19 protein-coding genes and 1 pseudogene are annotated in these 22,963 nt (G+C 51.2%); 2 read left to right on the top strand and 18 right to left on the bottom strand.

The window, feature by feature from the left end:
• Nucleotides 1-5: 5 nt before the first annotated feature.
• The 13 genes and pseudogenes from FAZ14_RS08675 to FAZ14_RS08615 form a co-directional block, all read right to left on the bottom strand.
• Nucleotides 6-1,115, bottom strand: a complete 1,110-nt coding sequence (locus FAZ14_RS08675; protein ID WP_153508369.1) for a DUF6094 domain-containing protein — start codon at nucleotides 1,113-1,115, stop codon at nucleotides 6-8.
• Between the two features lie 69 nt (nucleotides 1,116-1,184).
• The gene (locus FAZ14_RS08670) at nucleotides 1,185-1,829 is read right to left on the bottom strand and encodes a hypothetical protein (protein ID WP_012768229.1); all 645 of its coding nucleotides are present in this window, start codon (nucleotides 1,827-1,829) and stop codon (nucleotides 1,185-1,187) included.
• Between the two features lie 118 nt (nucleotides 1,830-1,947).
• Entirely contained in the window at nucleotides 1,948-2,292 is a 345-nt protein-coding gene (locus FAZ14_RS08665; RefSeq protein ID WP_153508368.1) for a hypothetical protein, read from the bottom strand.
• 90 nt (nucleotides 2,293-2,382) lie between these two features.
• Nucleotides 2,383-3,045, bottom strand: coding sequence for a DUF3275 family protein (locus FAZ14_RS08660; protein ID WP_153508367.1), 663 nt, complete (start codon nucleotides 3,043-3,045; stop codon nucleotides 2,383-2,385).
• A gap of 82 nt (nucleotides 3,046-3,127) precedes the next feature.
• The gene (locus tag FAZ14_RS08655; protein WP_153508366.1) at nucleotides 3,128-4,021 is read right to left on the bottom strand and encodes a DUF3577 domain-containing protein; all 894 of its coding nucleotides are present in this window, start codon (nucleotides 4,019-4,021) and stop codon (nucleotides 3,128-3,130) included.
• Nucleotides 4,022-4,526: 505 nt separating this feature from the next.
• Nucleotides 4,527-4,892, bottom strand: a complete 366-nt coding sequence (locus FAZ14_RS08650; RefSeq protein ID WP_153508365.1) for a DUF3085 domain-containing protein — start codon at nucleotides 4,890-4,892, stop codon at nucleotides 4,527-4,529.
• 148 nt (nucleotides 4,893-5,040) lie between these two features.
• Entirely contained in the window at nucleotides 5,041-5,838 is a 798-nt protein-coding gene (locus FAZ14_RS08645) for a GTPase (protein ID WP_153508364.1), read from the bottom strand.
• A gap of 520 nt (nucleotides 5,839-6,358) precedes the next feature.
• Entirely contained in the window at nucleotides 6,359-7,117 is a 759-nt protein-coding gene (locus FAZ14_RS08640) for a class I SAM-dependent methyltransferase (RefSeq protein ID WP_153508363.1), read from the bottom strand.
• Entirely contained in the window at nucleotides 7,118-8,317 is a 1,200-nt protein-coding gene (locus tag FAZ14_RS08635; protein WP_172640057.1) for an MFS transporter, read from the bottom strand.
• A complete protein-coding gene (locus FAZ14_RS08630) occupies nucleotides 8,314-9,363 on the bottom strand; it encodes a HesA/MoeB/ThiF family protein (protein WP_153508362.1) in 1,050 nt (349 codons plus the stop codon). The genes FAZ14_RS08635 and FAZ14_RS08630 overlap by 4 nt, the downstream gene beginning before the upstream one ends.
• A gap of 809 nt (nucleotides 9,364-10,172) precedes the next feature.
• Nucleotides 10,173-11,312: pseudogene (locus FAZ14_RS08625) on the bottom strand (IS3 family transposase).
• 91 nt (nucleotides 11,313-11,403) lie between these two features.
• Nucleotides 11,404-11,763 carry a DNA cytosine methyltransferase gene (locus FAZ14_RS08620; protein WP_438908004.1) on the bottom strand — a complete coding sequence of 120 codons (360 nt, stop codon included), beginning with the start codon at nucleotides 11,761-11,763 and terminating at the stop codon, nucleotides 11,404-11,406.
• 524 nt (nucleotides 11,764-12,287) lie between these two features.
• Nucleotides 12,288-14,300, bottom strand: coding sequence for a DNA topoisomerase III (locus FAZ14_RS08615; protein ID WP_153508361.1), 2,013 nt, complete (start codon nucleotides 14,298-14,300; stop codon nucleotides 12,288-12,290).
• A 1,564-nt stretch (nucleotides 14,301-15,864) separates the two neighbouring features.
• On the opposite strand from FAZ14_RS08615, the gene FAZ14_RS08610 reads away from it, so the two are divergent.
• Nucleotides 15,865-16,953, top strand: coding sequence for a transcriptional regulator (locus FAZ14_RS08610; protein WP_153508403.1), 1,089 nt, complete (start codon nucleotides 15,865-15,867; stop codon nucleotides 16,951-16,953).
• 1 nt (nucleotide 16,954) lies between these two features.
• Complete coding sequence (locus tag FAZ14_RS08605; RefSeq protein WP_153508360.1) at nucleotides 16,955-17,824, top strand: hypothetical protein; 870 nt, start codon at nucleotides 16,955-16,957, stop codon at nucleotides 17,822-17,824.
• A 57-nt stretch (nucleotides 17,825-17,881) separates the two neighbouring features.
• Here FAZ14_RS08605 and FAZ14_RS08600 read toward each other — a convergent pair whose 3' ends face one another.
• The 5 genes from FAZ14_RS08600 to FAZ14_RS08580 all read right to left on the bottom strand — a co-directional run bounded on the left by FAZ14_RS08600 (nucleotide 17,882) and on the right by FAZ14_RS08580 (nucleotide 22,954).
• The gene (locus FAZ14_RS08600) at nucleotides 17,882-19,453 is read right to left on the bottom strand and encodes an AAA family ATPase (protein WP_153508359.1); all 1,572 of its coding nucleotides are present in this window, start codon (nucleotides 19,451-19,453) and stop codon (nucleotides 17,882-17,884) included.
• A gap of 197 nt (nucleotides 19,454-19,650) precedes the next feature.
• Complete coding sequence (locus FAZ14_RS08595; protein WP_153508358.1) at nucleotides 19,651-20,181, bottom strand: DUF3158 family protein; 531 nt, start codon at nucleotides 20,179-20,181, stop codon at nucleotides 19,651-19,653.
• Nucleotides 20,178-20,996 (bottom strand): PFL_4669 family integrating conjugative element protein, encoded by an 819-nt coding sequence (locus FAZ14_RS08590; RefSeq protein ID WP_153508357.1) that lies wholly within the window; start codon nucleotides 20,994-20,996, stop codon nucleotides 20,178-20,180. The genes FAZ14_RS08595 and FAZ14_RS08590 overlap by 4 nt, the downstream gene beginning before the upstream one ends.
• A 183-nt stretch (nucleotides 20,997-21,179) precedes the next feature.
• The gene (locus tag FAZ14_RS08585) at nucleotides 21,180-22,394 is read right to left on the bottom strand and encodes an STY4528 family pathogenicity island replication protein (RefSeq protein ID WP_153508356.1); all 1,215 of its coding nucleotides are present in this window, start codon (nucleotides 22,392-22,394) and stop codon (nucleotides 21,180-21,182) included.
• The gene (locus FAZ14_RS08580) at nucleotides 22,394-22,954 is read right to left on the bottom strand and encodes a DUF2857 domain-containing protein (protein WP_102801111.1); all 561 of its coding nucleotides are present in this window, start codon (nucleotides 22,952-22,954) and stop codon (nucleotides 22,394-22,396) included. Before FAZ14_RS08580 ends, FAZ14_RS08585 begins: the two co-directional genes overlap by 1 nt.
• Nucleotides 22,955-22,963: the final 9 nt, after the last annotated feature.

Raw genomic sequence — 22,963 nt, 5'->3', positions numbered from 1 at the left:
GGGGATTAATGGATGGTGAGAATCCGTCCCAGCGTGGCTGAGTCGGGAGATAAATCCCATGCTCTGATGACGGGCACGAACTTATCGGTGAGAATGCGTGTTTCGGCGATCGAGCCGTCATCGCGTTCGCAATACTCGGTGCTCGTCACTTTCTGCTTGTAGGTATCACCCTTGACCGCAAGCGTGCGGCCGCTTTTGGACTGCACGACACTGGAGATCGCACCGGCCGCCAGGGCCAATGCCAGGTGCCATTCAGATAAGGCGCGAGCAGGCGCACGCAGTGACTGCTGCGCGGCACCGAGGTGAGTATCGAACGCTGGCCATAAACCTCGCAGGCGTTGTACCTCTTCGGCGAACTGCATCGGCTCTATGCTGATGCGATAAAAGTGCTCGGGTTCGGCCTGGGTGCCTGGCACGATATAGGGAAGCGACGTCCACTCGGGCGGCAATTCCTCTGCGTCTTGCTCTCCCTGCCCGATTTGCAACAACCGGGCGCGGGTGGACTTCACATCTTCACTCGCCAGATCGTGCTGGCGAGCGCGACGACCGAACAGCACCACTTGTTTGAACTGTGTATCTACCGCACGGAAGACACTCAGCTCGGCGAAGTGGCGCGTGAGCCAGCCCACCATTTCCTGGTCGAGCACATAGAACGGAATGATAAAAACGAGAATGCCGTGGTACTGCAATAAGGGCAGCGTCCGCTGGTAGAACAGTTTTTCCAGCCGGGGTCGGCCTTTACCCTCGTAGCCGATGTTGCCATTGGCATCTCTGGATAAGTCTCCGTACGGTGGATTGAGCCAAAGCAAGCCGAATGCCTGACGCGAGATAATGGTATCCATCAGGTCGGCATGGATGCAGTGTTCGACCAGCAATCGTGCATGACTGGCGCGCTCCTGATCGTACTCGACAGCGTACGAACGGGTGTGATCAAGCCCGAGGGCATGGGCGGCTTCGGCAATCGCAACGCCTTCGCCGGCACAGGGGTCAATAATGCACATGGGTTCATCGCTGGGTGCCAGTGCGGCGAGTGTCCGTTCGAGCGTGGACTCATCGGTAGGGTAATAGCCATTTTTGGCAAAATTTCTGGCGAGCCGGGGAAACATGAGTGCCATAGGAATCTCCTGTCTGACGGTGATGAAAAACGTACAGGTGCCTGATAAGGTGCGTCTGCCGTGGCACGATCAGGCCACTGCTTGTGGTATCCAGACCGGTGACGGAGATGGATAGGCGGTGAGAACGCCGTTACGGATAAGCTCGCCCAGCGCGTCGGTGAGCGCAGGCACATCCAGACCGAGGTGAAAGCCCTGCAACGGCCCGAGGGCGACCGGCAGCTTATGGAGCATGTTGCGGCTGTGTAGCAACGCCAGCATCGGCGTTTGCCAGTGGTCGAGCAGTGGCAGCGGGCACGTGTCTTTGACGAGTTGCCACAAGCGAACAGTAGGTGTAGCAGAGCGTGGCAGTAGCGCAAATGCGCTGGCCGTGCTCTTGTCAGGGCAGATGCAACGCTGGTCGAACAGCCACAGGTTGGTTATCGATCCAAACAGCGTGCGGCGATAGTTGCGGGTCAGGCGTTTTTCAAGTCGCTCGACCGAAGGGATGAATACTGGCACGGAGCCGCCGTGTTCTGTGACGAGATGAAACTGGTTCAATCCATCTTCATCGTGGCCTAGTGTGAGTCGGGCGATAAATTGCTGGACGGCGGTATCCCGTGCCCAGATTGAGACAAAGACCAGGTCGCCATTCTCGCTACAGACGCAGGCATCGACCATCAGATCAGTGCATTCGTCGATACGGAACAACGGTTGCTGTAATGAAGATTCAGGCATGGTGGTGTCCTCAATAACGTTGAGGGGCAACGCTGCCTGCGGGGCAGTGTTGCCCCAAGGGGATGAAAGCGCGTGAGCTGTTCAGCGTTCAAGTGGCGGAGGGAGCCGTTGTTGGCGTTCAATACTCGCCGCAACCAGCCGGACAGCAATTCGGATCAAGACCGTGTCTGCAATAGCCGTTTTCAGCATTCCAGTCCTGGTTCTCCTGCCTTTCGACGGGTGTTGCATAATTCCATTCCCGTGCTATTGCCAGAGCCTGTGCGCGCTGGTGTTCGGGCAGTTGATCAACGTGCCGATCAATCGACGAGCTGAAGAGAGCAATGTAATGGTCGTAAGACAGCCCGCAGCCCTTACTGGCATCTTTGGCTGCTGTCTTGCAGACACGCTGCCAGGTTTGCTCATTGAGGGCGGCGCAGGGATCCCCGTTGACGCATGAGGATGTCGTGTTATCACTCGTGAACATGATGGAATTCTCCAGAAAGAAACCGGAGTCCTCCCCAAAGAGGCGGAGCCCCGGTAGGTGGGAAAAATGCCACAGCGGTGGCAGGAGGAATCAGGTTGTCAGAGATTCAGACTGACGATTCCACTGTTGGGCTGTGGCGTCGAACGCATAGTCCAACTGACTGAGCCGCGCTATCTGCAAGCGCAGTGTGCGGCGGTCGATGGTCGAGTCCAGTTTCACTGACTCTCCCAGGGGCCAGAGGATGCCGAATAACGCAGTGTCGTCGCTATCGGGACTGCCCGAGGCCGTCACGGCGGTGGAGGGCGCATCGACACCGAATGGTGTGGTGTCGACCAACGGATCCCTGGATGCTTGCACAGAGGCAGGCCTGGCCTTGGATTTGGGCACGGGTGTTGGCTGGGTGCCCGGTTCCTCATCAAGCGGATCGACATCCTGTGTGGCGAAAGCGCGAGCCTCTGCTTTGCTGAGTTTGTCGATGCCGGACAACGTCATGCCGTTCAGGCTGGCGCGGATCTCGAATCGCATGCCGTCGCCGACCGGATAGGCCTTCGGATAAATGTATCGAATCGCAAATTCACCTTCATACTTCCCTTCGGGATACTGCTCCAGTTCTGGATCTTTGACATGGAACAACCCAAGGTGGGTGATGAGACGACCGACGGTGAACCGGCCGTTACGACCAAAGATAGTGCGGATCGTGAGCTGGCCGCGAACGATGATAGGGGGATAGGATTGAACGGCTGCTGTAGCCATGCTGAATCTCCTTAGATGCGTTTTACTGGCGATAGACCTGGAAAAAGAGACAAGACCCCAATGTGAGGTCTTGCTGATCGGCTTAGCGTGAGGTTGCGAGAGCGGACTCTTCTTCTGCTGAAAATTGCGCTTCAGGCTCGTGTGTACCCGATGTTGTAGGCGGCATATCTGCGCTGTTGTCAGGACTTTCTGATTCTGAGGAGGCCTGGTTGGCCGTTGGATAGACTCGTTGTCCATCTATCTTAATCTGGCCAATATGTATTAGCCTGGACTCCAGACTCGCTGCCGGTTCGCCGGCATGCTCGCCCTTCTTGCGAAGGTATGGGTTCGCTTTCATGTCATTGAGACGGAAGGCGATCAACACCTTGCGCTGGGCCTCGACGGCTTGCACACAACGGCGCACCAGATGCTGAGCTTCCGGAGCGGTCACGATGGTGTTGATGTATCGGTATTCCGGTTCTTCAACAGGCCCGGCTAGTGCACCGATGGTGCATGTGAGGAACGGGTCACCCTCCTTCGGTGTGACGTCTATGGGGCGATTGAGATAACCAATGCCTCGGGTGATAAGTTCGTACTGTTCGATTGCCGCCAGTGTGGCGGGGTCAATCAATTCAGCCTTCAGAAGTCTACCTTTGAGGCTGGCTGCGGGTTCACCCTTGCGCTCACCACCGGGACGGATGAATGCATCACTCCACAGATCCCCCAGCCGGAACTTGACCACCGGGCACTGCTGCGGATTATTCGTACCGATATAGTGTTCGACCAGTTTTTTAGCCTCGGCACCCGAGACTTTGACATCAAAATAGCGGATGACCGGCTCTTTGGCAGAGCCAACCAGCGCGGCGATGGTGCAAGCCAGGAAGGGCTGGGCACGGCGGCCGCCACGTACGGGAACTTCCCGCACTCGCTGCAGACGACCGTAACCTTCGGTGTGCAGATCGAAATAGGCTTTTTCGCCTGAAGTAGAATGAACCATGATGACATCTCCATTAAAAATGAAGCGGAGACACACCAGGCCCGATTGCGGGGGTGTGTAACCCCGCGATGGGTTGATAAGGCAGAGGCATCCACTACCGGTATAAGCCGGTGGTCGTTCGCGTGAGGATGCTGTGCGAACTGGCTTGGCCATGCGGTTTTCGCCGCACCGCAACCTGGGGCCGGGGTTGCGTGGCATGTCGCTGACAACGTCAGCAAAACATGCAGACAGACTGCCTGCGCCCGCAATGCAAGTGCGATGAGAAACGTGAACTGAAGCCGTTCCCTATTTTCGTGTGCCATTTATTCAGGAAAAGGCTGTCGTACCGGAAACATTGGTGCAGGTCGGGGAGTTGATCTTGAATGGGCCGCGCATACAAATGTTTTCAGGATATAGCTGGCTGAATGGTCCGTAGTGGTCGGCTGCAGGCTGATACGCATCAGTGGCGGAGAGTCTGGCGCGAGGGGAAAGAAGCCCCCATCAAGGGGGCTACGGGGGGCGAAGGTCAGTTACTATCGGGGGGTATCGCCACAACTTGCAGGAAAATCTGTGTTGCGGTAGCGGACACGTGGAGATCGCCTGCACCATCCAGGATGCGGGTAAACACCCTGTCGCGGGGCTCGAAAAATTCGCCAAAATCATCACCACCGAACTCAGCGTGTGAACGCTCCCACCAGTCGTCAAAGGGGTCAATGTCCGGGTTGCAGCCAACCGCGTAGGCGATCAGCTTTTGACGCCCATCGGGATGGCGCTCACCATGCTCGGCGAGCCAATAAACACCCTGATCCTTGACCAGAATGATGCGGCACTGATTGGCAACAGCTTCGGCGATGACGGGCCGCAATTCGGCTCCTTTGAAGCGTAAAGTCATAGGTACTCCTGAGATAATGGTATGCCGGGCAATACGGTGAAGAACCGTTGTCTGGCGACGAGGCATTGACGCGCGCCCCAGTAGCGGCGCGGTAAATAAACGATGTTTGTCAGCTAACCCGGCGTGTAGACGGGTTGTTTCTGCAGCGTCATGACTTACGCCGTAGCGGCTTTTGAATGGTGCACACACGTATGCGACGCCAGCTTCCATCATCGATCAGCCTGAGTAGTACCTCCCCGAGGCTATCGAAGAACACACCGTCAACCCGTTCGACCAACTCTCCATCGTGACGCAGCACCACGGCATAGAGGTCGTCGGCGCGCTCGTATTGCACGGTGACACGGCCATCGAATTTCGCTGTGCTTGTGTTGAAGCTGATCGCCGGTGGTGTGGCGATGATGTCCTGGGGCAGCGGATCGACCCAGGTGAAATCCCGCGCACCGGCATCAACCAACAGGTGTGTAATACGACGGAAGCCATCGGGGGCCGGTAGCTCCTCCAGTTGCCTGATAAGTTCCTGTAACTCTGGGCAGCGAGGTTGTGGGATCGGAAGCCTGGCGGGGGCAGAGCCGAGAATATATGTCTTGAGCTTGTAGGGCGTGCCATCGGCGGTGTATTCGGTGCGCTCTTCGGGTGTGTCTGCACGAAGGCCGTCGAAGCGGTGCCGCGCATAGGGCTCTACGTGTACCTTGGCACCTTCGTCCGGATCTTCGGTCACAAGAGTCCGGTCAAGCACGGCGAACTCGATTCGGCCGGTCTTGACGACAATGGCATCCTCCGTCCTGGCGATGATTTTTCCCTCAAAAGGTTTGGGATCAATGTGAAAGCCCAGTGTAGACACTTTGGGCTGTCCGTCGAAAATGTTGAATTTGAAGCTGCGGGCATTAGATGGAACGTGGTCACGCACCAATGACTGCATCTGATTGCGAATGGTTTGATGATCCATGGGAAAGTCTCCAAAAAAGGAACTCCCCAGCCTCAAGGGATGGGGGCCCTTGTGGGTGGAACGAATGGACGCTAAGCGCCCTGTGATAGCGAAAGCCAACACGCTATCAGCGTGCCGCAGTCTTGATGGCCTTGACTGCCTGGGATGTTGCCAGCTACGCCAGCGAACATATATTCAGAATGGCGTGATGATGGCCCGCGTGCGTGGAACAAAACGCATCAGGTTGCGCCCATATTGGCACTGATTACGGTAGACAAATCCCCTCGTAGAGAGGATGTGTGGGGAGATCAAAATCCTCGTAGAGAAGTAATACAACGCGGTGCTGGTAAGAACACATACCTCCTGTGAGTATTGCTGCTATCGAACGACACACAACTCTGTTCTATAACTTGGACGGTTGTAATGCCTGGAGCAGACGTTGACCCAGCCACGCCACGCATGGTACGGCCATGGAATTGCCGATGGCTTTGTAGCGAGGCGTGTTTATATTTTACAGATAAATAGTATATCTTCTTGGTTTTTATATAGTGGCAACAAAATACTCAATAAATCCATGCTTTCGTCGTGTTTCAGGTGGCGCTGTTCTTTCATGTGCAATCAAATCTTCAATATCGTGTGAAAGAAATACATCTTTATAAAGATTTGGGTAGGCATTAATAATAAATTCTTTATACTTTTCATTTTTGTCCACATCCCTTTTGGCCATGAACAGTCCTCGTCCATCAAAGAAGATTTTTTTACTAGGTAAAGCATTAGCCAGCTCTTCCAGATCGCAATCAAGATGTTCTTCATCACCGTGTTTAATAATATGATAAGAAGCACTGCTTTCCTTATAATTTGGAATTCCCATAATCAGGTTTTTCTTTGCGACTCGTGCCATTTCTGTCAAAATCTTTAACTGTTCTTCTTTACCGTAATGCTCTATCATTCCAATAGAAAAAACGCAATCTATGCTGTTGTCGTCAAAGGGGAGTGAGAACGCATTTCCTTTTAAAATTACAGCATTTGAATTTAACTGTTTCTTAAGAAATTGCGAGTACTCAATAGCCATGTCATCGTAATCCAATCCATAAGATATGACATTATCATGTTTGCTTAAATAATGAACGGAGAGTGAGCCGCCACAACCGACCTCAAGGTAGCTATTATTATTCATTGTGGATATTTTTTCACAAAATAGCTTTTGTGCATAAACTTTCACAGCTGCAAAATCATCTATTGAATATCCGTTTTTAATATTTTCTTTGAAGATTTTAAATTGTTTTTTTAAATAATCCATTTACATGCCCTCCTCTGGGATCACGATAGATGAGTTCCTCTTTCCTAATTTCATAAGCAACGATGAGATAGAGGCGAAAACAGTTAAACCGACTAAAACAGAAGTTAAACACAGCCATCCGTATCGTTGAGTCAGCAGTACGACTCCTGGCATTAAAACCAAAATAACTAATTTAGATAGCGAAGATAGCAGTGAGTCAAATGTTGATCTCAGTTCAGATGAAATCAGAGAGTGGTAATGTGCTCTGAGAGACATAGTTAGTGTTTGGTTTGCACCGAACATAATAACTAATGAAACAGGAATAAGAAGGTTATATTGCAATAATCCTACTAAGCAGATTATATTGGAGAGCCATAACAACATCATGCTATAAAAATAAAGCTTTGCATTGCTTTTTACGTTGGAACTGATCCAACCTGAAATTGATTGCGCAATTAATATGAAAAGAAATAAAAAACCATAAAAGGTATCGTTTGGGGAATAGAATTTCAAACTATCACTAACGAAAGGCTGCCAATATTGTAAGATTATCTGGAAATAGACCATATTGGCCGCTAAGGCAATAAATATAAGGTGAAGGGAGGATGAGTTGTCATTGATAATATCATAGATTTTTTTCAAGTCTCCCAAAATAGAGGATTTCTCAAGTCTTTTCTTCACTACCGGTTTAGGTAAGGACCATGTCAGAGTCATGACAATCAGTAGGCATCCGGAGCCAGCTAGAATCCATACCAGTCTGTCATTGTATGAAGAAAGATAGGAGCCTAAGAGTGCACTAAAAGCCATAAATAAATACTGGTACTTGTTGCTTTTTCCAAGGATTTTATGAATTTCTTCTTTTTCATTATCCTGAGTATTATCTATGAGATATGAAAAATAGACTCCACCAAATATACTTAACGAGAAAGAGTTGAATACTTCGGCTAAATAAAATATGGCTTTACTTTCGGCTATTCCTGTTATAATCAGCCATAACCCACCAAAAATAACCGATAAAACTAACATGTACTTGCGGCTGATTTTATCGGCTAAATATGATGAAGGAATATCAAGCATAAAAAATATCACGGATTGCATAGTCTTCATGAATGCAAGATCGATCAAGCTAAGTCCGTGATTTAATAGATAGATAGCAGACGTTGCTCCTATGAGCATTCTGAATGAATTAAATAATACATTGAATAGAATGAGTTTTTTCATAGGCGAGAACATACGAAGCACCTCTCATTTTTGGGAATCAATTGCTCTTCAATTTTAATTATGGAGGAGTGTATTCCTATTCTTTTATTTTTACTTAAAATATCACCAAAGCCACCTAAAAACTTGATGATATCGCCAAATGCATACGAAGCCGCCACGCCATTCACTCCTGGAAACGTTGCAGCTTTGAAATCACCATTAATTATTTTTAAATAATCACTTAAACTATCCTTTTGCGTATAGTCTGGTGTGATTTCTGCACATTTAAAACAGGAGGTGACTCCAGGGATAAAAAATGGTCCGACTACGGAGATGTCATTAATATAACCTACATTGATATAAGGTTGATTATGCGCGACACAGTATGAATTTACCCAATCCATTAAGCTAAAAGGATGGTCGGCGGAAATTATAAAGATGTCTGATTTTGGTATTTTATATAAGTCATCTTCAGAAGTGATAGTACATTCAATTATATCTATGGCAACATCATTTCTTCGTTTTAAAAGTTCACGCTTCAACACCTCTGTCTTCGAATTTCCAACATCCTTCTCTGTAAACAGAACTTGGCGAGTGAGGTTGCTTAGCTCAACTTTATCATTGTCTACTAATGTTATTTTTCCGATACCAGATGTCGCTAATAGATAGGATAGATGATTACCTATCCCTCCACATCCAATAAGGGTGACAGAAGAATTCTGGATTTTTTCCTGAACGTCTTTTGAATTAGCACCCATATAATTATAATACAGGCTATTTCGGCTATACCTGTCATTGCTGTTGAAGTCATTATTTTCCATTAAACTGTTGTTATCAAAAAGAAACTGAATACAATTCTCGATTTTTGAAACCGACATTTCAGGAAAATTTTTTTTTGCTTTTTCAACGAAGCTATTTGGGTCTGACGGGGTTTTCCAAAAACTTGCTATTTTGACGATATCTTCAAAGTCTATTCTTTCGTTAAAGATAATCTGCTTAGAGCCTACTCCGAAGACTCCTCCTTTTTTATAACGCCCGACTTGAATATATTTGCCAGTATAAAGCATATGTTAAATTTCCATTTAATAAAAGAGGATGACGGGGAGGACCTTCCCCGTCTATTTGGCATGCAATTAGTTGCTGGATACGCTAATCATTATATCCTCCTTAATCTTTATTTTATTAACGAATACTATCGTTTGGCCCTGTTTTCGTTTTATGAGTTTTTCTTCTTTTTTTCAATAATAAAATCTGAATATGCTTGTTTGTTTTTTTTATGAAAATATTTCAAATGGTAAACAGATAGTGTTGTTTTTTTAATTTTCTTGGTTTTATATTTAATTTGCACCATTCTTGAACAAGAAAATAAACAAAAAATGATAATAATGTCGCTTTATTGCAATTGCGATTGTAATAATTTTAAACATTTTTCCTTAAGAGTCATTAGCTTTTCTATAAGATTGAGATGAGCAATGCTCCTGGAGTTAAAAATCGAAACATAGTATATAATTTATTGAAGTTTGATTTTTACAGAGGAAAAAAATGCCACACTATATTAAATGGACTTTTGTGTTGGGATAGTTATTTCTTGATGAAAATAAAGTTGCCTTGGCATGCTACACATAACTTTGTATACGCGCTGTGTAGTGCCGTTTCACTGCGGAAGATACAGAGAAGAATGGTTACTTGAGATATGTCGATCAGATAGGCGATCAACACGTTGTGCTTTTAAGAGGCTGATCGTTCGGGGGACATTCCAGTGGCTTGTATGATGCCATGACGGATTGTCTCTGGTAGGGAAGGAAGTCCTTGCTGTAGTTAGTCGTGAGCAGTTGGCATGTCTAGATGATCCTACCCACGTAATGTGGACACAGCCCTAAGCGAGGTTTTTGTTTTCAAACTGTTCCGGGCTGAGACCGCCACAGGCACTGTGACGACGCCACCGATTGTAATCACACTCGATATAATTAAATACCGTCGTCCGCATAATTTCACGGTCGCTAAAACGCTCTCCGTGGATACATTCCACTTTCAGTGAATGAAAGAAGCTTTCCGCGCACGCATTATCGTAGCAACAACCTTTTGCGCTCATGCTGCCGTGCAGGCTGTGCCGCTTCAGTAATGCCTGATAATCCGTTGAACAGTACTGCCCGCCGAACGATAACGTTTTTCGGGCGTTTACGCCGCCAGAGTGCCATCTGTAACGCATCGCAGGCCAGTTTCGCCGTCATTCGTGCGGACATCGACCAGCCAATAACGGCACGAGACCACAGGTCCATCACCACCGCCAGATACAGCCAGCCCTCATCTGTACGTAAGTAAGTGATGTCACCCACCCACTTCTGGTTCGGGCCGCTGGCGATAAAGTCCTGCTTCAGCAGGTTTTCCGATACCGGCAGACCATGTTCACGGTAGCTGACCGGGCTGAATTTTCGGCTGGCTTTTGCCCGTAATCCCTGACGGCGCAGGCTGGCGGCGATGGTTTTGATGTTGTACTCCGGCAACTCATCAGCAAGGCGTGGTGCACCATAGCGCTGTTTTGCCTCAGCGAATGCGTTGCGAACAGCATCATCACAAACGAGCCGGAACTGTTGCCGGTGGCTCAGTTGGTGACGACGCAGACACCAGGCATACCAGCCGCTTCGGGCAACCCGAAGCACCCGACACATCGCTTTGATACTGAACTCTGCCCGATGCTTTTCAATAAAGACATACTTCATTTCAGGCGCTTCGCGAAGTATGTCGCAGCCTTTTGGAGAATGGCCAGCTCCTCAGCCTGTTCCGCCAGTTGGCGTTTGAGACGGGCATTTTCGGCCGCCAGTTCATTCTCGCGCTCTGAGGAGGTCATCTGTTGCTGTTGTTTACTGCGCCAGTTGTAGAGCTGGGATTCATACAGGCTGAGCTCGCGGGCAGCGGCAGCGACACCGATGTGTTCAGCGAGTTTCAGGGCTTCATCGCGGAATTCGGGTGTGTACTGTTTACGGGCTGTTTTGCTGGTTGATGCTGGTTTTGTCATGAGTAATCACCTCTTACTTGAGAGTTTACTCACTTAGTCGCGTGTCCACTAATGGTGGGTAAGATCAAGATACCATCTTCTGTACCTAGGGTCAGCACAGCAGCTCCCTGAACGACAGAGAGACTATGCCACGGACTTGATCGATTTTCTCCGATACCTTAACAGGTTGCGGAAGACCCACTTTCGCATCGTTAGTGACACAAGGTGTACCGCCGACAAGAATGTCTGGGGCTGTGATTTCACCGTTTTGTACACGGTCGGCGATGCGAGTTATATCGCCGAGATTGGGGATATGGGGATAGCGATACGCGAGTACGGCATTCGGAAATGGATCAACTTCCGAGAACCAGGCTGCTTGCAGGCCAAGTGGCTCCCAGGCGAGGCTGACTGCCTCGATGCCGCTGCATACGCTGCCGTATTGCAGCATATGGGATGTGTGGTGTGTGTCCATTAAGTCTCCTGTTTGTTGAGTTATGGGTTACAGGCCTGAGCGGTGTGTCGTCACTCAGGAGAAAAAGTGTCGGGGACCTGCTGGCCTCCGACTCGGTAGGAAGAAACCACCCATGGGCTGTTCCAGGATGCGGTTGTCGTCAAAACCGTTCGCTGTCGCAGCAATCGCACCCGGCCGTTATCGTGGTTGTGGCCGGAATCCTCTGGCATGTATCCACACACAAAGGGAGCCCAGTTTTTCGCCGTTGGGCACGGCAACGAATACCGCCAACCCCGGAAGGGTTTCCTCAGACCTGACCATCAGAGCAAGGCATCAGGAAACCCTTCATGGAGAGCGGAAATGTCGGATAAGGGGGAGCGCGTCTGGTGCGATCCGTGGACGAGTTGCCTTCTTGCCTCGCTGCCGTTGCATAGCGAGGTGCGCACGGTTTAGTAGAAGGCTGGTGCGCCGGGATTCCCGCACGGACGCGGGATGGCGGCATGTCATCAAGAAGACGTGACAGGGCTCTTCAGGTGTAGGGGGACTCAGGATGCCTGGAGACTGCTGTTACGTTTGCGCGGCGTGGTGCGTTTACGCTTGCCGCCGTCGAAAGGTAGCGAGCCTCTGCAATCGGGATAGCGCGGGCAAGACCAGAACGCTCCGTTCTTGCCGGGCCTCTGATGCATGGGCGTGCTGCATTCAGGGCATGCGGGCCCCTGTGGCATCTTGATGGATAAGGATGCTCCCCGATACTGCTGTACCAGTTGGGCAATCCAGGCTGACTGCTTGTCGATGAAGACGTCGAGTGTGAGCTGGCCTGATTCGATCATATCCAACGCCTGTTCCCATATGGCGGTCATGCCGGGGTCGGCAATGGCACCGGGAACGGCATCGATAAGTGTGAAGGCGGCATCGGAAGCGCGTACCGAGCTGCCTTTCTTCAAGAGATAGCCACGGTCAAGCAATCCCTTGATGATATTGGCGCGTGTCGCCTCAGTACCAATACCGGTGGTGTCTTTCAACGTTTGCTTCAGGCGTGGATTTGAGACCAGTTTGGCAACGCTCTTCATCGCTTTAACCAGTTCACCCTGGGTATAAGGGCGTGGTGGCGATGTCTTGAGTGCTTTGCAGCTGATGCCAGTGATCTGGCAGGACAATCCTTCGTTCAGCGGTGGCAGAACCTGACTGCGTGATGTGGTATCGCCATCGTCGTCAGGCTTAGGCTCGGTGAATACCTGTCGCCAGCCGACTACGACTACTTGCTTGCCGACCGCCTGCAGCATCTCGCCTGCGCAAGACAGGTATGCAGTGGTATGGTCGAATTCATGATGTGGCAAAAACTGCGCCAGGTAGTGGGTACGGATCAGCGTATAAACTGCCCGCTCCTTATCGCTCATGGCTGCCAGGTTAGCGGGTTCGAGCGTGGGAATGATGCCATGGTGCGCAGTAACTTTGCTGTCGTTCCAGGCGCGTGAGCGCTGGTTTCTGTCTAACAGATCGACGATCGGCCTCAGGCCTGGATCGGTCTTGAGCAAGCTATCGAATACAATAGGCACCTCGGCGAACATGCTTTCGGGCAGGTAGCCGGAGTCTGAACGCGGGTACGTTGTTGCTTTGTGCGTTTCGTACAGTGCCTGAGCGATTTCCAGCGTTTCCTGTACGTCGAAGCCCAGTTGCCTCGAACAGACCTCTTGCAGCGTTCCCAGATCGAACGGCAGCGGGGGGCTTTCACGCATGCGTTCTGTTTCGACTGACGTTACCTGTGCGCTGCCAGTAACACGCATACGTTCGGTTGCCTGCCGGGCGATGGGTTCCTGCAGACAGCGACCCGCATTATCAGTCTCTGTATCAGGTGGCAGCCAGGCTGCAGTGAAAGATTGACCCGCGCTCGACAGCACGACTTCAACAGCCCAGAACGGTACAGAGACAAAGCGTGCAATTTCTCGGTCGCGATCGACAACCAGTTTCAGTGTCGGGGTTTGTACCCGGCCAACGGAGAGTACGCCGTCGTATCCGGCCTGTCGTCCCAGCACGGTGAACAGGCGACTGAGGTTCATGCCGATCAGCCAGTCCGCACGGGAACGAGCCAGTGCCGAGAAGTACATCGGTAGCGTCTCGTCAGATGGTCTGAGAACCGACAGGGCTTTGCGGATCGACGTGTCGTTCAACGCTGATAGCCACAGGCGTTGGATAGGGCCGCGATAGCCGCATAGCTCGATGATCTCGCGGGCGATCAGTTCGCCTTCACGATCCGCATCGGTCGCGATGACCAGTCCGGTTGCCTTGCTCAGAAGCTCTTTGACGACGTTGAATTGCGAGGCGGTCTTGGATTTGACTTCGATACGCCAGCACTCGGGGATAATCGGCAACTGTTCGATAGACCAGCGTTTGTACTGCTCACCATAAGTTTCGGGTGGTGCCGCTTCAACGAGATGGCCAATGCACCAGGTCACGGTGATGCCTGAACCTGTGAGGCAACCATTGCCTCGCTGAGTAGTACCCAGCACACGCCCGATGTCTTTGCCCTGAGAAGGCTTTTCACACAGAAATAACCGCATGGAATTCTCTCGGCATGTGAATCATGCCGTCGAGTATTCCTGTATCAAGAATATAAACTTATAAAGAATATGGATTGCGAACTACCGTATTTGATTTTCTAATCTGATATGCCGAATCATTCGGTGAGTCTGGGCAAAGGTATCAACCTTAAAGTCGACCGCAAGCATAAGTGCCAAGCAGTGCGCTTGGCCGACGAGTACACCAAGGCTGTATTCCTCAAATGGGTCGAGCATCGACGCTTGGAGCTCAAGGAAGGCTGGCAGAGTACCTGAAGGGTTTGGTGTATCTGTGAAATTTGCACTATCCCGCGTGTTTTACCCAAACGCATTTCCCTCTTAAGGGGGCGGCATGTACACGCCTTCTTGTTTTGTTGGTAATGTGTTGGCAGGAAGAGCTCGAGGTTGTGGGATGAAAATAAAGATTCATCCTTGGAAATAGAGTTTCACCCTTACAAATAAAGTGCCATCAAACTTTTCATCGCGTTTCTATCCGTTGTAGTTCACCAACTAGCAAAAACCACAACATATTGTGTTTATCCCTTGTGTCCCCCTATTTTGCTCCCATAAAAACCTGGCCTCACCAACCCTGGCCTCCAAACTGACAACCGACGCCATTACCAAGGAGAACTGATCATGGCCTTCTACAGCAGTACCAATGCAGTGCAGTACGCCTAACCGACCATGCCGAGCAATATGAGCGCCTGCGCCGTGTAGGCACCAAGCCAGGCAGTCCCGGCATATACGAGTGCCAGAACTGCGGCTTCGAGGATGTGATCAATCGCGAGTGCGAGAAGCTGCCTCCGTGCAGCAACTGCCGCGAAGAAAGTCACGACTGGAAGATGTTTGTTAAGGCGGTGGACGCCGATAAGAAACCGAACGGTCCGAGAGGATAACCGGCATTCCTGGCTCCTGATGGCAGGTTCATCGGTGTGGGAGGCAGTTGCAACCCAGTCGCTGACCTCCCACCAGGAGGGCGCTGGACACCTCGCTGCAATGGTCTTTTAGATAGATTGTGAGACCACAGGGCACACCAAGACGTACATGGGGCTACTCCAAGGTCCAGCGTGCAGCGGCAGAATGGATGTGGTCCTACAATCATGAATGCCAAACATGGTACTGGGCGGATAGACCCCTAAACAACGGTTGGCCATGGCTGTATAGCGTTTCTATTTCTGGCAATCGCCGGATTACTACACCTCTTCGGTATTCATGGGGCATCCCTCTGATCCCCGTTGGATATCTCTTTGATAATTAATAGGAATCATTCTCTAATCAATCAATGAAAAACCCTTTGCGATCTATAGCAAAGCAGTCATCTAAAAAGGAGTAAATCTTGTGTCATTGAGCCGCTGAGCGTCGGTGCGGTGATGAAAGATGCGGAACTTGGAGTTTCCGGATCTCCGATGAAATGAAAAGGAAAAGACGCAGGTATAGCAACGTAAGCATCACATTGTAGATTACATACTTCATTCATACATTTTTATTTATCATCACTTCAATAAATAGCTTAATCGTTGAGTGCTATGCTAGCATTAAAATTAAAACAAAGATGAAAGGAACAATGATGCTTAGCCAGCTTAACCTGCGTTTTCATAAAAAGCTGATAGAGGCGTTGAAAGTGCGTGCCGGTCGCGAAAATACCTCGGTCAACGCCCTGGCCGAACGTTTCCTTGATGACGGTCTGAAAACGGCCGCCGCCGGTGACGGATATTTTCAACTGATTGCCGATCCGGAGGCCACGGTCCGGCAGCTGTACCGGCATATTATTCTTGGCCAGACCTTCGGCACCGCCCCGGTCTCCCGCGATGAGCTGCGCTTCATGCTGACTTACGCCCGGGAGGCCTTTCTGCGCGGGCAGGGTAGGTTGGCGATCCTCCCGGCCCTGCGCACGCTGCTGGATATCACCCGCGATCTGCTGGCCTGGCAGGTGGCACTTGACCGTCCGGTGGACGCTCCCTACCTGAGGGGGATCTTCCGGCTGGCCGGTGAGAACTGGACGGAGGAGTTTGACCGGTTCCTGGCGGAACTGCGCCCGGTCGTTGATCAGATGTATGCTGAGTGCCTCCTACGTCCGATGGAGAGCAACTGTTTTGAACTGGCGGACGTTCCCGACAGCCGGCTGGCTGAGATTTTCACCCTGCCGCGTCTGAAAGACATTTTTCCGCTGGTTCTGCGTGGGCTGGGCTGGACTGGAGAAAAGGCTGCTGCACTGGCACAGGACTTGCGACCGGTTATTCCGGCTATTGTACAAACTCTTGAGGCCGGCACGCTGCGCCTCGATTTGCGTGTTGACGGTCAGCATCCAGGTCAGCGTCCTGGAGCATGGTATGACACGCCGCGACTACACCTGATAATCACCGGGCAGGACTTCGTGGTGCCGTATGGCTGGGAAGCCTTCTCCGAACTGCTGGGCCTGTTCACGCTGTATGCCCGTCATCCGGATGCGCTGGCGCACGGCCATCAGGGCGAGCGCGTCATGTTCTCCCCACCCGGACACGTCACAGAAGAAGGGTTCTTCGGTATCGACGGATTAAGAATTTTTCTGCCGGCAGAGGCCTTTGATTCACTGGTCAGCCAACTGACCGTGGCTGCAGATACCGGACCGCTGGCGGACGCCCTGACCGGGCTGCGCTGCCTGTACGGGGATCTCTGATATGGTGCGTTTTACTTTACTGGAAAATGCGCTGGACTCAGTAGAAACCGGGCTTGAGTATTTCAGTAAATCCCGGGAAAGCCAGAACCGACGTGATTACAAACAGTGCCTGCTTAATCTCTTTCAGGCGGCAGAGTTGTTGCTGAAGGCTGTCGTTTCGCGTCAGGGAACTGAAAGGATTTTCACACCAATGTCCCTGAAAAGGCATTGCAAAGATCCAGCATTTCCCACAGAAAGCGAACTGCACCGGTGCCAGTCCGTGAAGATTAGCGAGCTGTGCGACCTTGTAAAAACGCATCACCGGAGTGATTTTTCGGATTCCGGACTTCAACTGATGAGTGCTGTAGCGCAGATGAGGAATAACCTTCAGCATTTTGCTCTGGAAGTCAGTCCGGAAAGTCTGGCGATGCAGCTGGCTGAATTGTACCGGCTAATCTTTCGACCAGCGTTCATTCTGCTGCAGGCCGATGAAACGCATAATTCCTGGGACTCTGCTGTGCGCAGACAATTTATTGATCTGGAGGCTCGGTTTATGGGGATCACCACACCAGAGGAATATGTGCTGGCACTTTGTCCCGCCTGCGAAAACTGGTCGCACTTTATTGTCTACGCCGGTGAGAGCTACCCAGTCAGCTCACATTGTATCTGTTGTGATTTCAGGCTGACCGACCTGCAGGTATGTAATTTTCAGCAGTGCCCAGAGTGCAACTGGTATTCAGTGATCTACGTACCAAAGTACAGGGCAGGGGCCTGCCTTTGCCATACTTGTTACTACAGCAAGGAGGGTGGGTTTGTTCCTATGGAGCCGTGCGAATGCGGCGGTTACCGAATGGAAGAGCATTGCAGTCACTGCGATCTGGAGGAAGAGTAAAACCGTACGGCAGAGAAGTACTGCAGCAGGGCAACAAAAGTGCTGCCCTGTATATCCTCATTCTAGTTCGGCAGCCCGGTTGATAATCTCCCGACGGACCGCTGAAATATAATTATTCCACGTCGGGGAGTATTTGCTGATATAGCTTAGAATGGTATGTTCAATGTTGGTTTTTCGTGCCAGCTGATTCAGCTTGTCGTAGTAATCATGCCAGTCTGCCAGCCCGTTAATCGACATGGAAAACTGCTTGAGTTTCATGTATTCAGCATACTCTTCCTTCGCGATAGCTGCCGGATCAATCGCCTCAAACCAACATTTATGATTATGTTCCGGGGCACCTTTTTGAGGAAATGACTGAAGAGTAAACTCAAAGATCCTGCTCAGAACGTCTCGACGTTGTTGTTGTTTCACTGTATCCGTTCCTGTCAGGCACTTCTGAATGATTTTCAGCTTTTCCTGTTCATCACGATACACATCGCCATCCAGCACACACATAACCTTTCCAATGTCTCTGCCGGAAAGCAAAAGCCCCGCAAGTACGACAGCAGAGTTTTCTGCAGCGCCGAAAATTTGAACATCGACCTTATCGGTCAACGCCTCTCGCTCTAGAAGCACATTAATGGCCGTACGTGCCAGTTCATCTTCAACAAAAACATTGACCATTTCAGGCTGAATATCGGTCAGCTGACGCAGCGCATCAGCTGATACTCCAGGAAATGCTCGGATCCCAGTGCCCATATTAAAAATACTGACAATATTGATCACTCTCTTGAACTGAATGATAGATTCTCTGTGCGTTGAAAAAACAATTTCAAGTAGAGATTCTTCCGCTATTTCGATCAGCTCAGTAACCAGCTTTTTAAAGGCTTTCTCATGGAGCAGAACATCGAGTTCGTCAATAAGAAGCAATCCATTTGGCCGAATGGAGGGGTCATGTACGGCTTTCAGCACTTCAAATACACGCTTCTCCCCCGCCCCCATAGTGTGTTCGGTATAGGAGATACCGTTTTTGGTAAACTTATAAAAGGTATAGCCTTTCTGCGTAGTACAGATCATTAAATCTGAGTAATTAGCCTCAAGAACTCGACACATTGAATCCAGTATTTTTTGTTTAATATGTGCGGGTTCGAAGACATGGCTGGTATACCTTGCATGACGGGACGCAGCGAGATCATCAGATAACGTTCCGAGTGTCTGTAGCCCGAGATATATGGACTCCTTGACGGGCCGACGTGCATACACCGGCTGCCAGCGGCTGACTTTAGAATATAGCTGGATAAAAATATCATCGGGTGCAGGCGTGGGAACAAACATAATCCTGTTGCCCTGATTGTTCAGCGCTCCTGCAAAAAAATGGGCTGTAAAACCACTGTCACGCCAGTTGTTATCATCGTGAGGAGTAAAGAAATCAGAGAACCGGTTGTTTTCTTTCGAGGTAGCATTACGCGGTTTGTAGCAGCAGGCAAGGGCATGAATGATTGTCGACTTTCCGGATCCGTTCATCCCCATGATGGCAGTGACTTTTTTGTCAGCAGGAAATGTGATGGTGCAGTTAGAAATCCCTTTTAGGCTCTGAATCTGTATTTCCTTCAAGCGCAATTGCGCTGGGATATTTTGCCTAGCAGCCATTCTGATCGATCCCTTTGCATGTAAGCAGTCAGATTAATCCTAAGTACATTACATCAATTCAGGAAAAAAGTCTGACATTCAAACGAGATACCTTAGGTCGACAGCATTGGCGGATCCGGCTTTGAATTTTTTCAGATCTTCCGTAAAAGACGATGCAGGCGGAAACAGTCAACGGCGTTGTGCCGATGCTTGAAATTTCATGTGGCTCCCTTTGGGGGGGGATGGTTCAGCTCTGCCTGATGGCCTGTCCGGCGCAGATAAGCGTCGTCGGCATCGGCCAGCTTGCTGGCGCAGTCTCTGGCTTGGCGTGCGAGTGTGTGCAACAGGCTAATCTGCATATTCAGCACAGCCCGCTGGGTTTCGATTGCGTACAAATCGTCGATGAGTCCAGGCGGCGTGGCTGGGTTGGCCATCATCTCCTGCCACAACGCCACACCCATGCTGCTACGGTCGAGGTTGCGCCAGCGCAGAAAGGTGGTGCCTGCGCCAGTGGCTTGCTGGGCCAGTTGTACCGGTAGCAGGTTGAAGGGGTGGCTGCGTGCCTGCGCCAGAACTTGCCGCTGTGCCAGCACGATCACGTTGTTGCGTAATGCCTCACATTGGCTGGCCCAGTCATCGAGTGCCCCTTTACCTTTAAAAGGTTTTAAAAGGCCTTTTAGGTAGCCTGCATGTTCCAACTGCTGGAAGGTGGTGTGTTCCAGCATGGTGAAGCGAGTTAATGTGATCATACGTGGTCACCCTCACTATCTTTTGCACCTTCTGTCGGGTTTTCACTGTCATCGGCAGGGGTATTAGCAGCCTCGTTCACTGGTGATGGTGTCTGATTAGTGGTGCTTGATTGGGCTGTGTTCGCTTGCCCACGTCGGATCAAGGGCGGTGCGAAGCGTGAACGACGCGTGCCTTCGAGCACGTCCTGCGGCAGCTCTCCGAACTTTTCTACTGCGGCTCGGGCCGCGGCATTGTTGGCGGCGAAGTCGTCGCGCCGGGTACCGGAGTAACGGTATTGCTGTGCCAGGCTGAAGAGACTGCGCAGGGCATGGGCTCCGTCATTGAGCCAGCGTTCGAGGGTTGAACGGTCGATCAGTGCAGTGTGGTGAGCCAGGATTAGGCGACGCGCAAGATCGTCGTAGTCGGCCAGTAAATAGACCGCCATAAAGCCCAGTTGCGAGGATACAAACAGCGGTAGTCTGACGGGTTGCACGTTCATGTTTTCACCAAGGCTTAGCGCGGGAGGTACGTCAGCCAGTGCCTGATCCACTTGTTGGCGTAAGATCTGGAGCTGTTCTTTGGTGAGCGCCAGCTTGTCTTCGATGCACAGCATCCACCAGTCGGAGTAGGGATCGTCCTGCTCGGCACCTCGCTTGAGCTTGTTCATGATGGAGACAAATCCGTTCAGGCCGACGATGCCGGGTTTGCCTTCTGTTGCTGCGCGGCCGTGCCAGATTCGTGATGCGTGGTGAGTATGCAACGTCAGTGACATCGCACTGCGCAATGACCCCAGATTCAATTGCAAAGATTCAGTGGCACGGTTTTCGCTGGCCATAGTGATGATTCTCTGTAGTGAAACGAGTCGTCAGCTTCGGCTGCAACAGGAAGACCGTCAGTCATGAAACCGCACTGGTGGTCAGCCTGTTTTGCGAAGAGCCGGATGCCTGGCAATGGAAGGCTGTGTGTGCAGCTATACCCCGGGTATAGACGACCATGGATGCTCATGGATATATCGAGCTCAGGGGGTATCCAGCAATTTGCGCAACCGCGCCAGATGTGCCAGCGCGACATCTCTGTTCACCGTAGATGGCCGTGGTGGCGTGGGGACGTCATGAGGTTTGGCGGCGAGCGTTTTTTGGGTGTTGTCCTTCTGCCCTGCCCAGGCTCGGAAGTCGTCGCGCAGGGCTTTCTGGATGATGCCGAACAGATAGCCAGTAGGGTTGCGAATGGTAGTTGTCGTGCATCGGGCATCCCATTCGTCGAGGACTGCCTGGTGCAGCGTTGGTTCAACCGACTGTAATGCGGTGAGAGCACCGGATTGCTGCTCAACCCTAAGTGCCATAAAGCGCTCAGGTAAACGAAGCATCCTGAGCCCTTGCGCGCGCGGTACTGTAAGTATTTTTTTATTATTTTCTTTTGTATGTACTGTACTGATGCTCTTCGGATTCCGAAGTGTGTTGATGTCGCGGGCTCTCAGGCCAGCTTCGGAATCCGAAGTCTGGCCGCCATCATTCCGAAGAAGGGGTGTTGTCCCTTCTTCGGAATCGCAATCGTTCATATCCTGTGGGTAACCTGACTCCATGCTCCAGCCCTGAGCGGCCAGACGTTGTGCCAGAACCTGTAATCGGGTCGGCAGTACCTGACCACTGAGCATCGGGTCCTGGGATATTTCTCGTAGTGTATACACGCCAACGCGCTGGATGGATTTGCTGGTATGCGTCAGCGACTGGCTGACCAGAGCCAGGTAGTCGGCGTCAAGCTGGATTGCCTCATAGGAAGTGAGCGGGTCATCGTGTAGTACATAGAGGTTACCCAGAATGCGGCCTGTGCGTGGATCGCGTCTGCGCCTGACCAGGCTGATCCATCGGGTCAGGCGCAGCATAGTCAGGGTGCGTGCAACCGTTTCGTGAGACGCTCTGGCAGCGCACGGCATGGAGGCGAGCCATGGAGCGAGCTGATCGTACGTCGGCATCGCGGTGATGCCATCCTCTGCGAGCATCAGCCGGAAAACTTGCCAGCCGTTACGTTCAAGCGGGGTTAGCCGCCTGTCCATCAGCAGTGCCCGTGGCACACTGTCGTGGTGATTGCCGCTGAAAAGGAAACCATCAGTTGCCGCAGGCGATGAGGTGGATTGAACCGATTTCGCAGATTGCGGTTGCAGATGGGCGAAAGCCTGGTCGAACAGCTCATTCAGCCGGATGGGGCCGTTTGTGTGTGGCTGGCCTCCTGTCATCAGGTTTGTCCTTCATCAATCCATCCGCGTATGGCGCTCCAGATAACGGATAGCGGCAGATCTGTAGCCTCGGCGAGATCCGCTGCGATACCCAGCATATGCATATCGTCATTGAGCGCCACTTGCTGTGATTTCATCGCAGCAGCCCATCGATGCCACAGATCGGTATCCTGTTCTTCGGTCATAACGGGATGGCGTCCTTTTCTTTTGGGTAGTCCGAGGACGCTACGACGTAACGCGATTTCCTGATGGGTGAGTCCGAAGAATTTGCTGATAAGTTCGGTGCTTGCACCCAGGCGCAGTAGCCGATCTGTTTTGGCAATCTCTTCGGTGACATCATCAACCTGATGCAGCAGCCGACGCAGCACATCACGATTAACCACTACCGAACACCAGGATACGTTGGCGTTGGCCAGCACGCTGGCCATGGCAGGATGCTTCAGTGCATCGAGGTCAGTGTCATCAAATCCCATGGATTTGGCTTTGCGTAGTTGACCATTGCGCAAATCATGCAGGGCTTGCGCGATGACAGCCTGGTTGAGAGGGTGTGGACCGGTCATGGTTGTGCT

It is taken from the genome of Dickeya oryzae (assembly GCF_009372235.1).
Classification (GTDB): Bacteria; Pseudomonadota; Gammaproteobacteria; order Enterobacterales; family Enterobacteriaceae; genus Dickeya; species Dickeya oryzae.
Note: the sequence above shows the minus strand (reverse complement) of the source record. Positions and strands in the feature narration are given on the sequence as shown.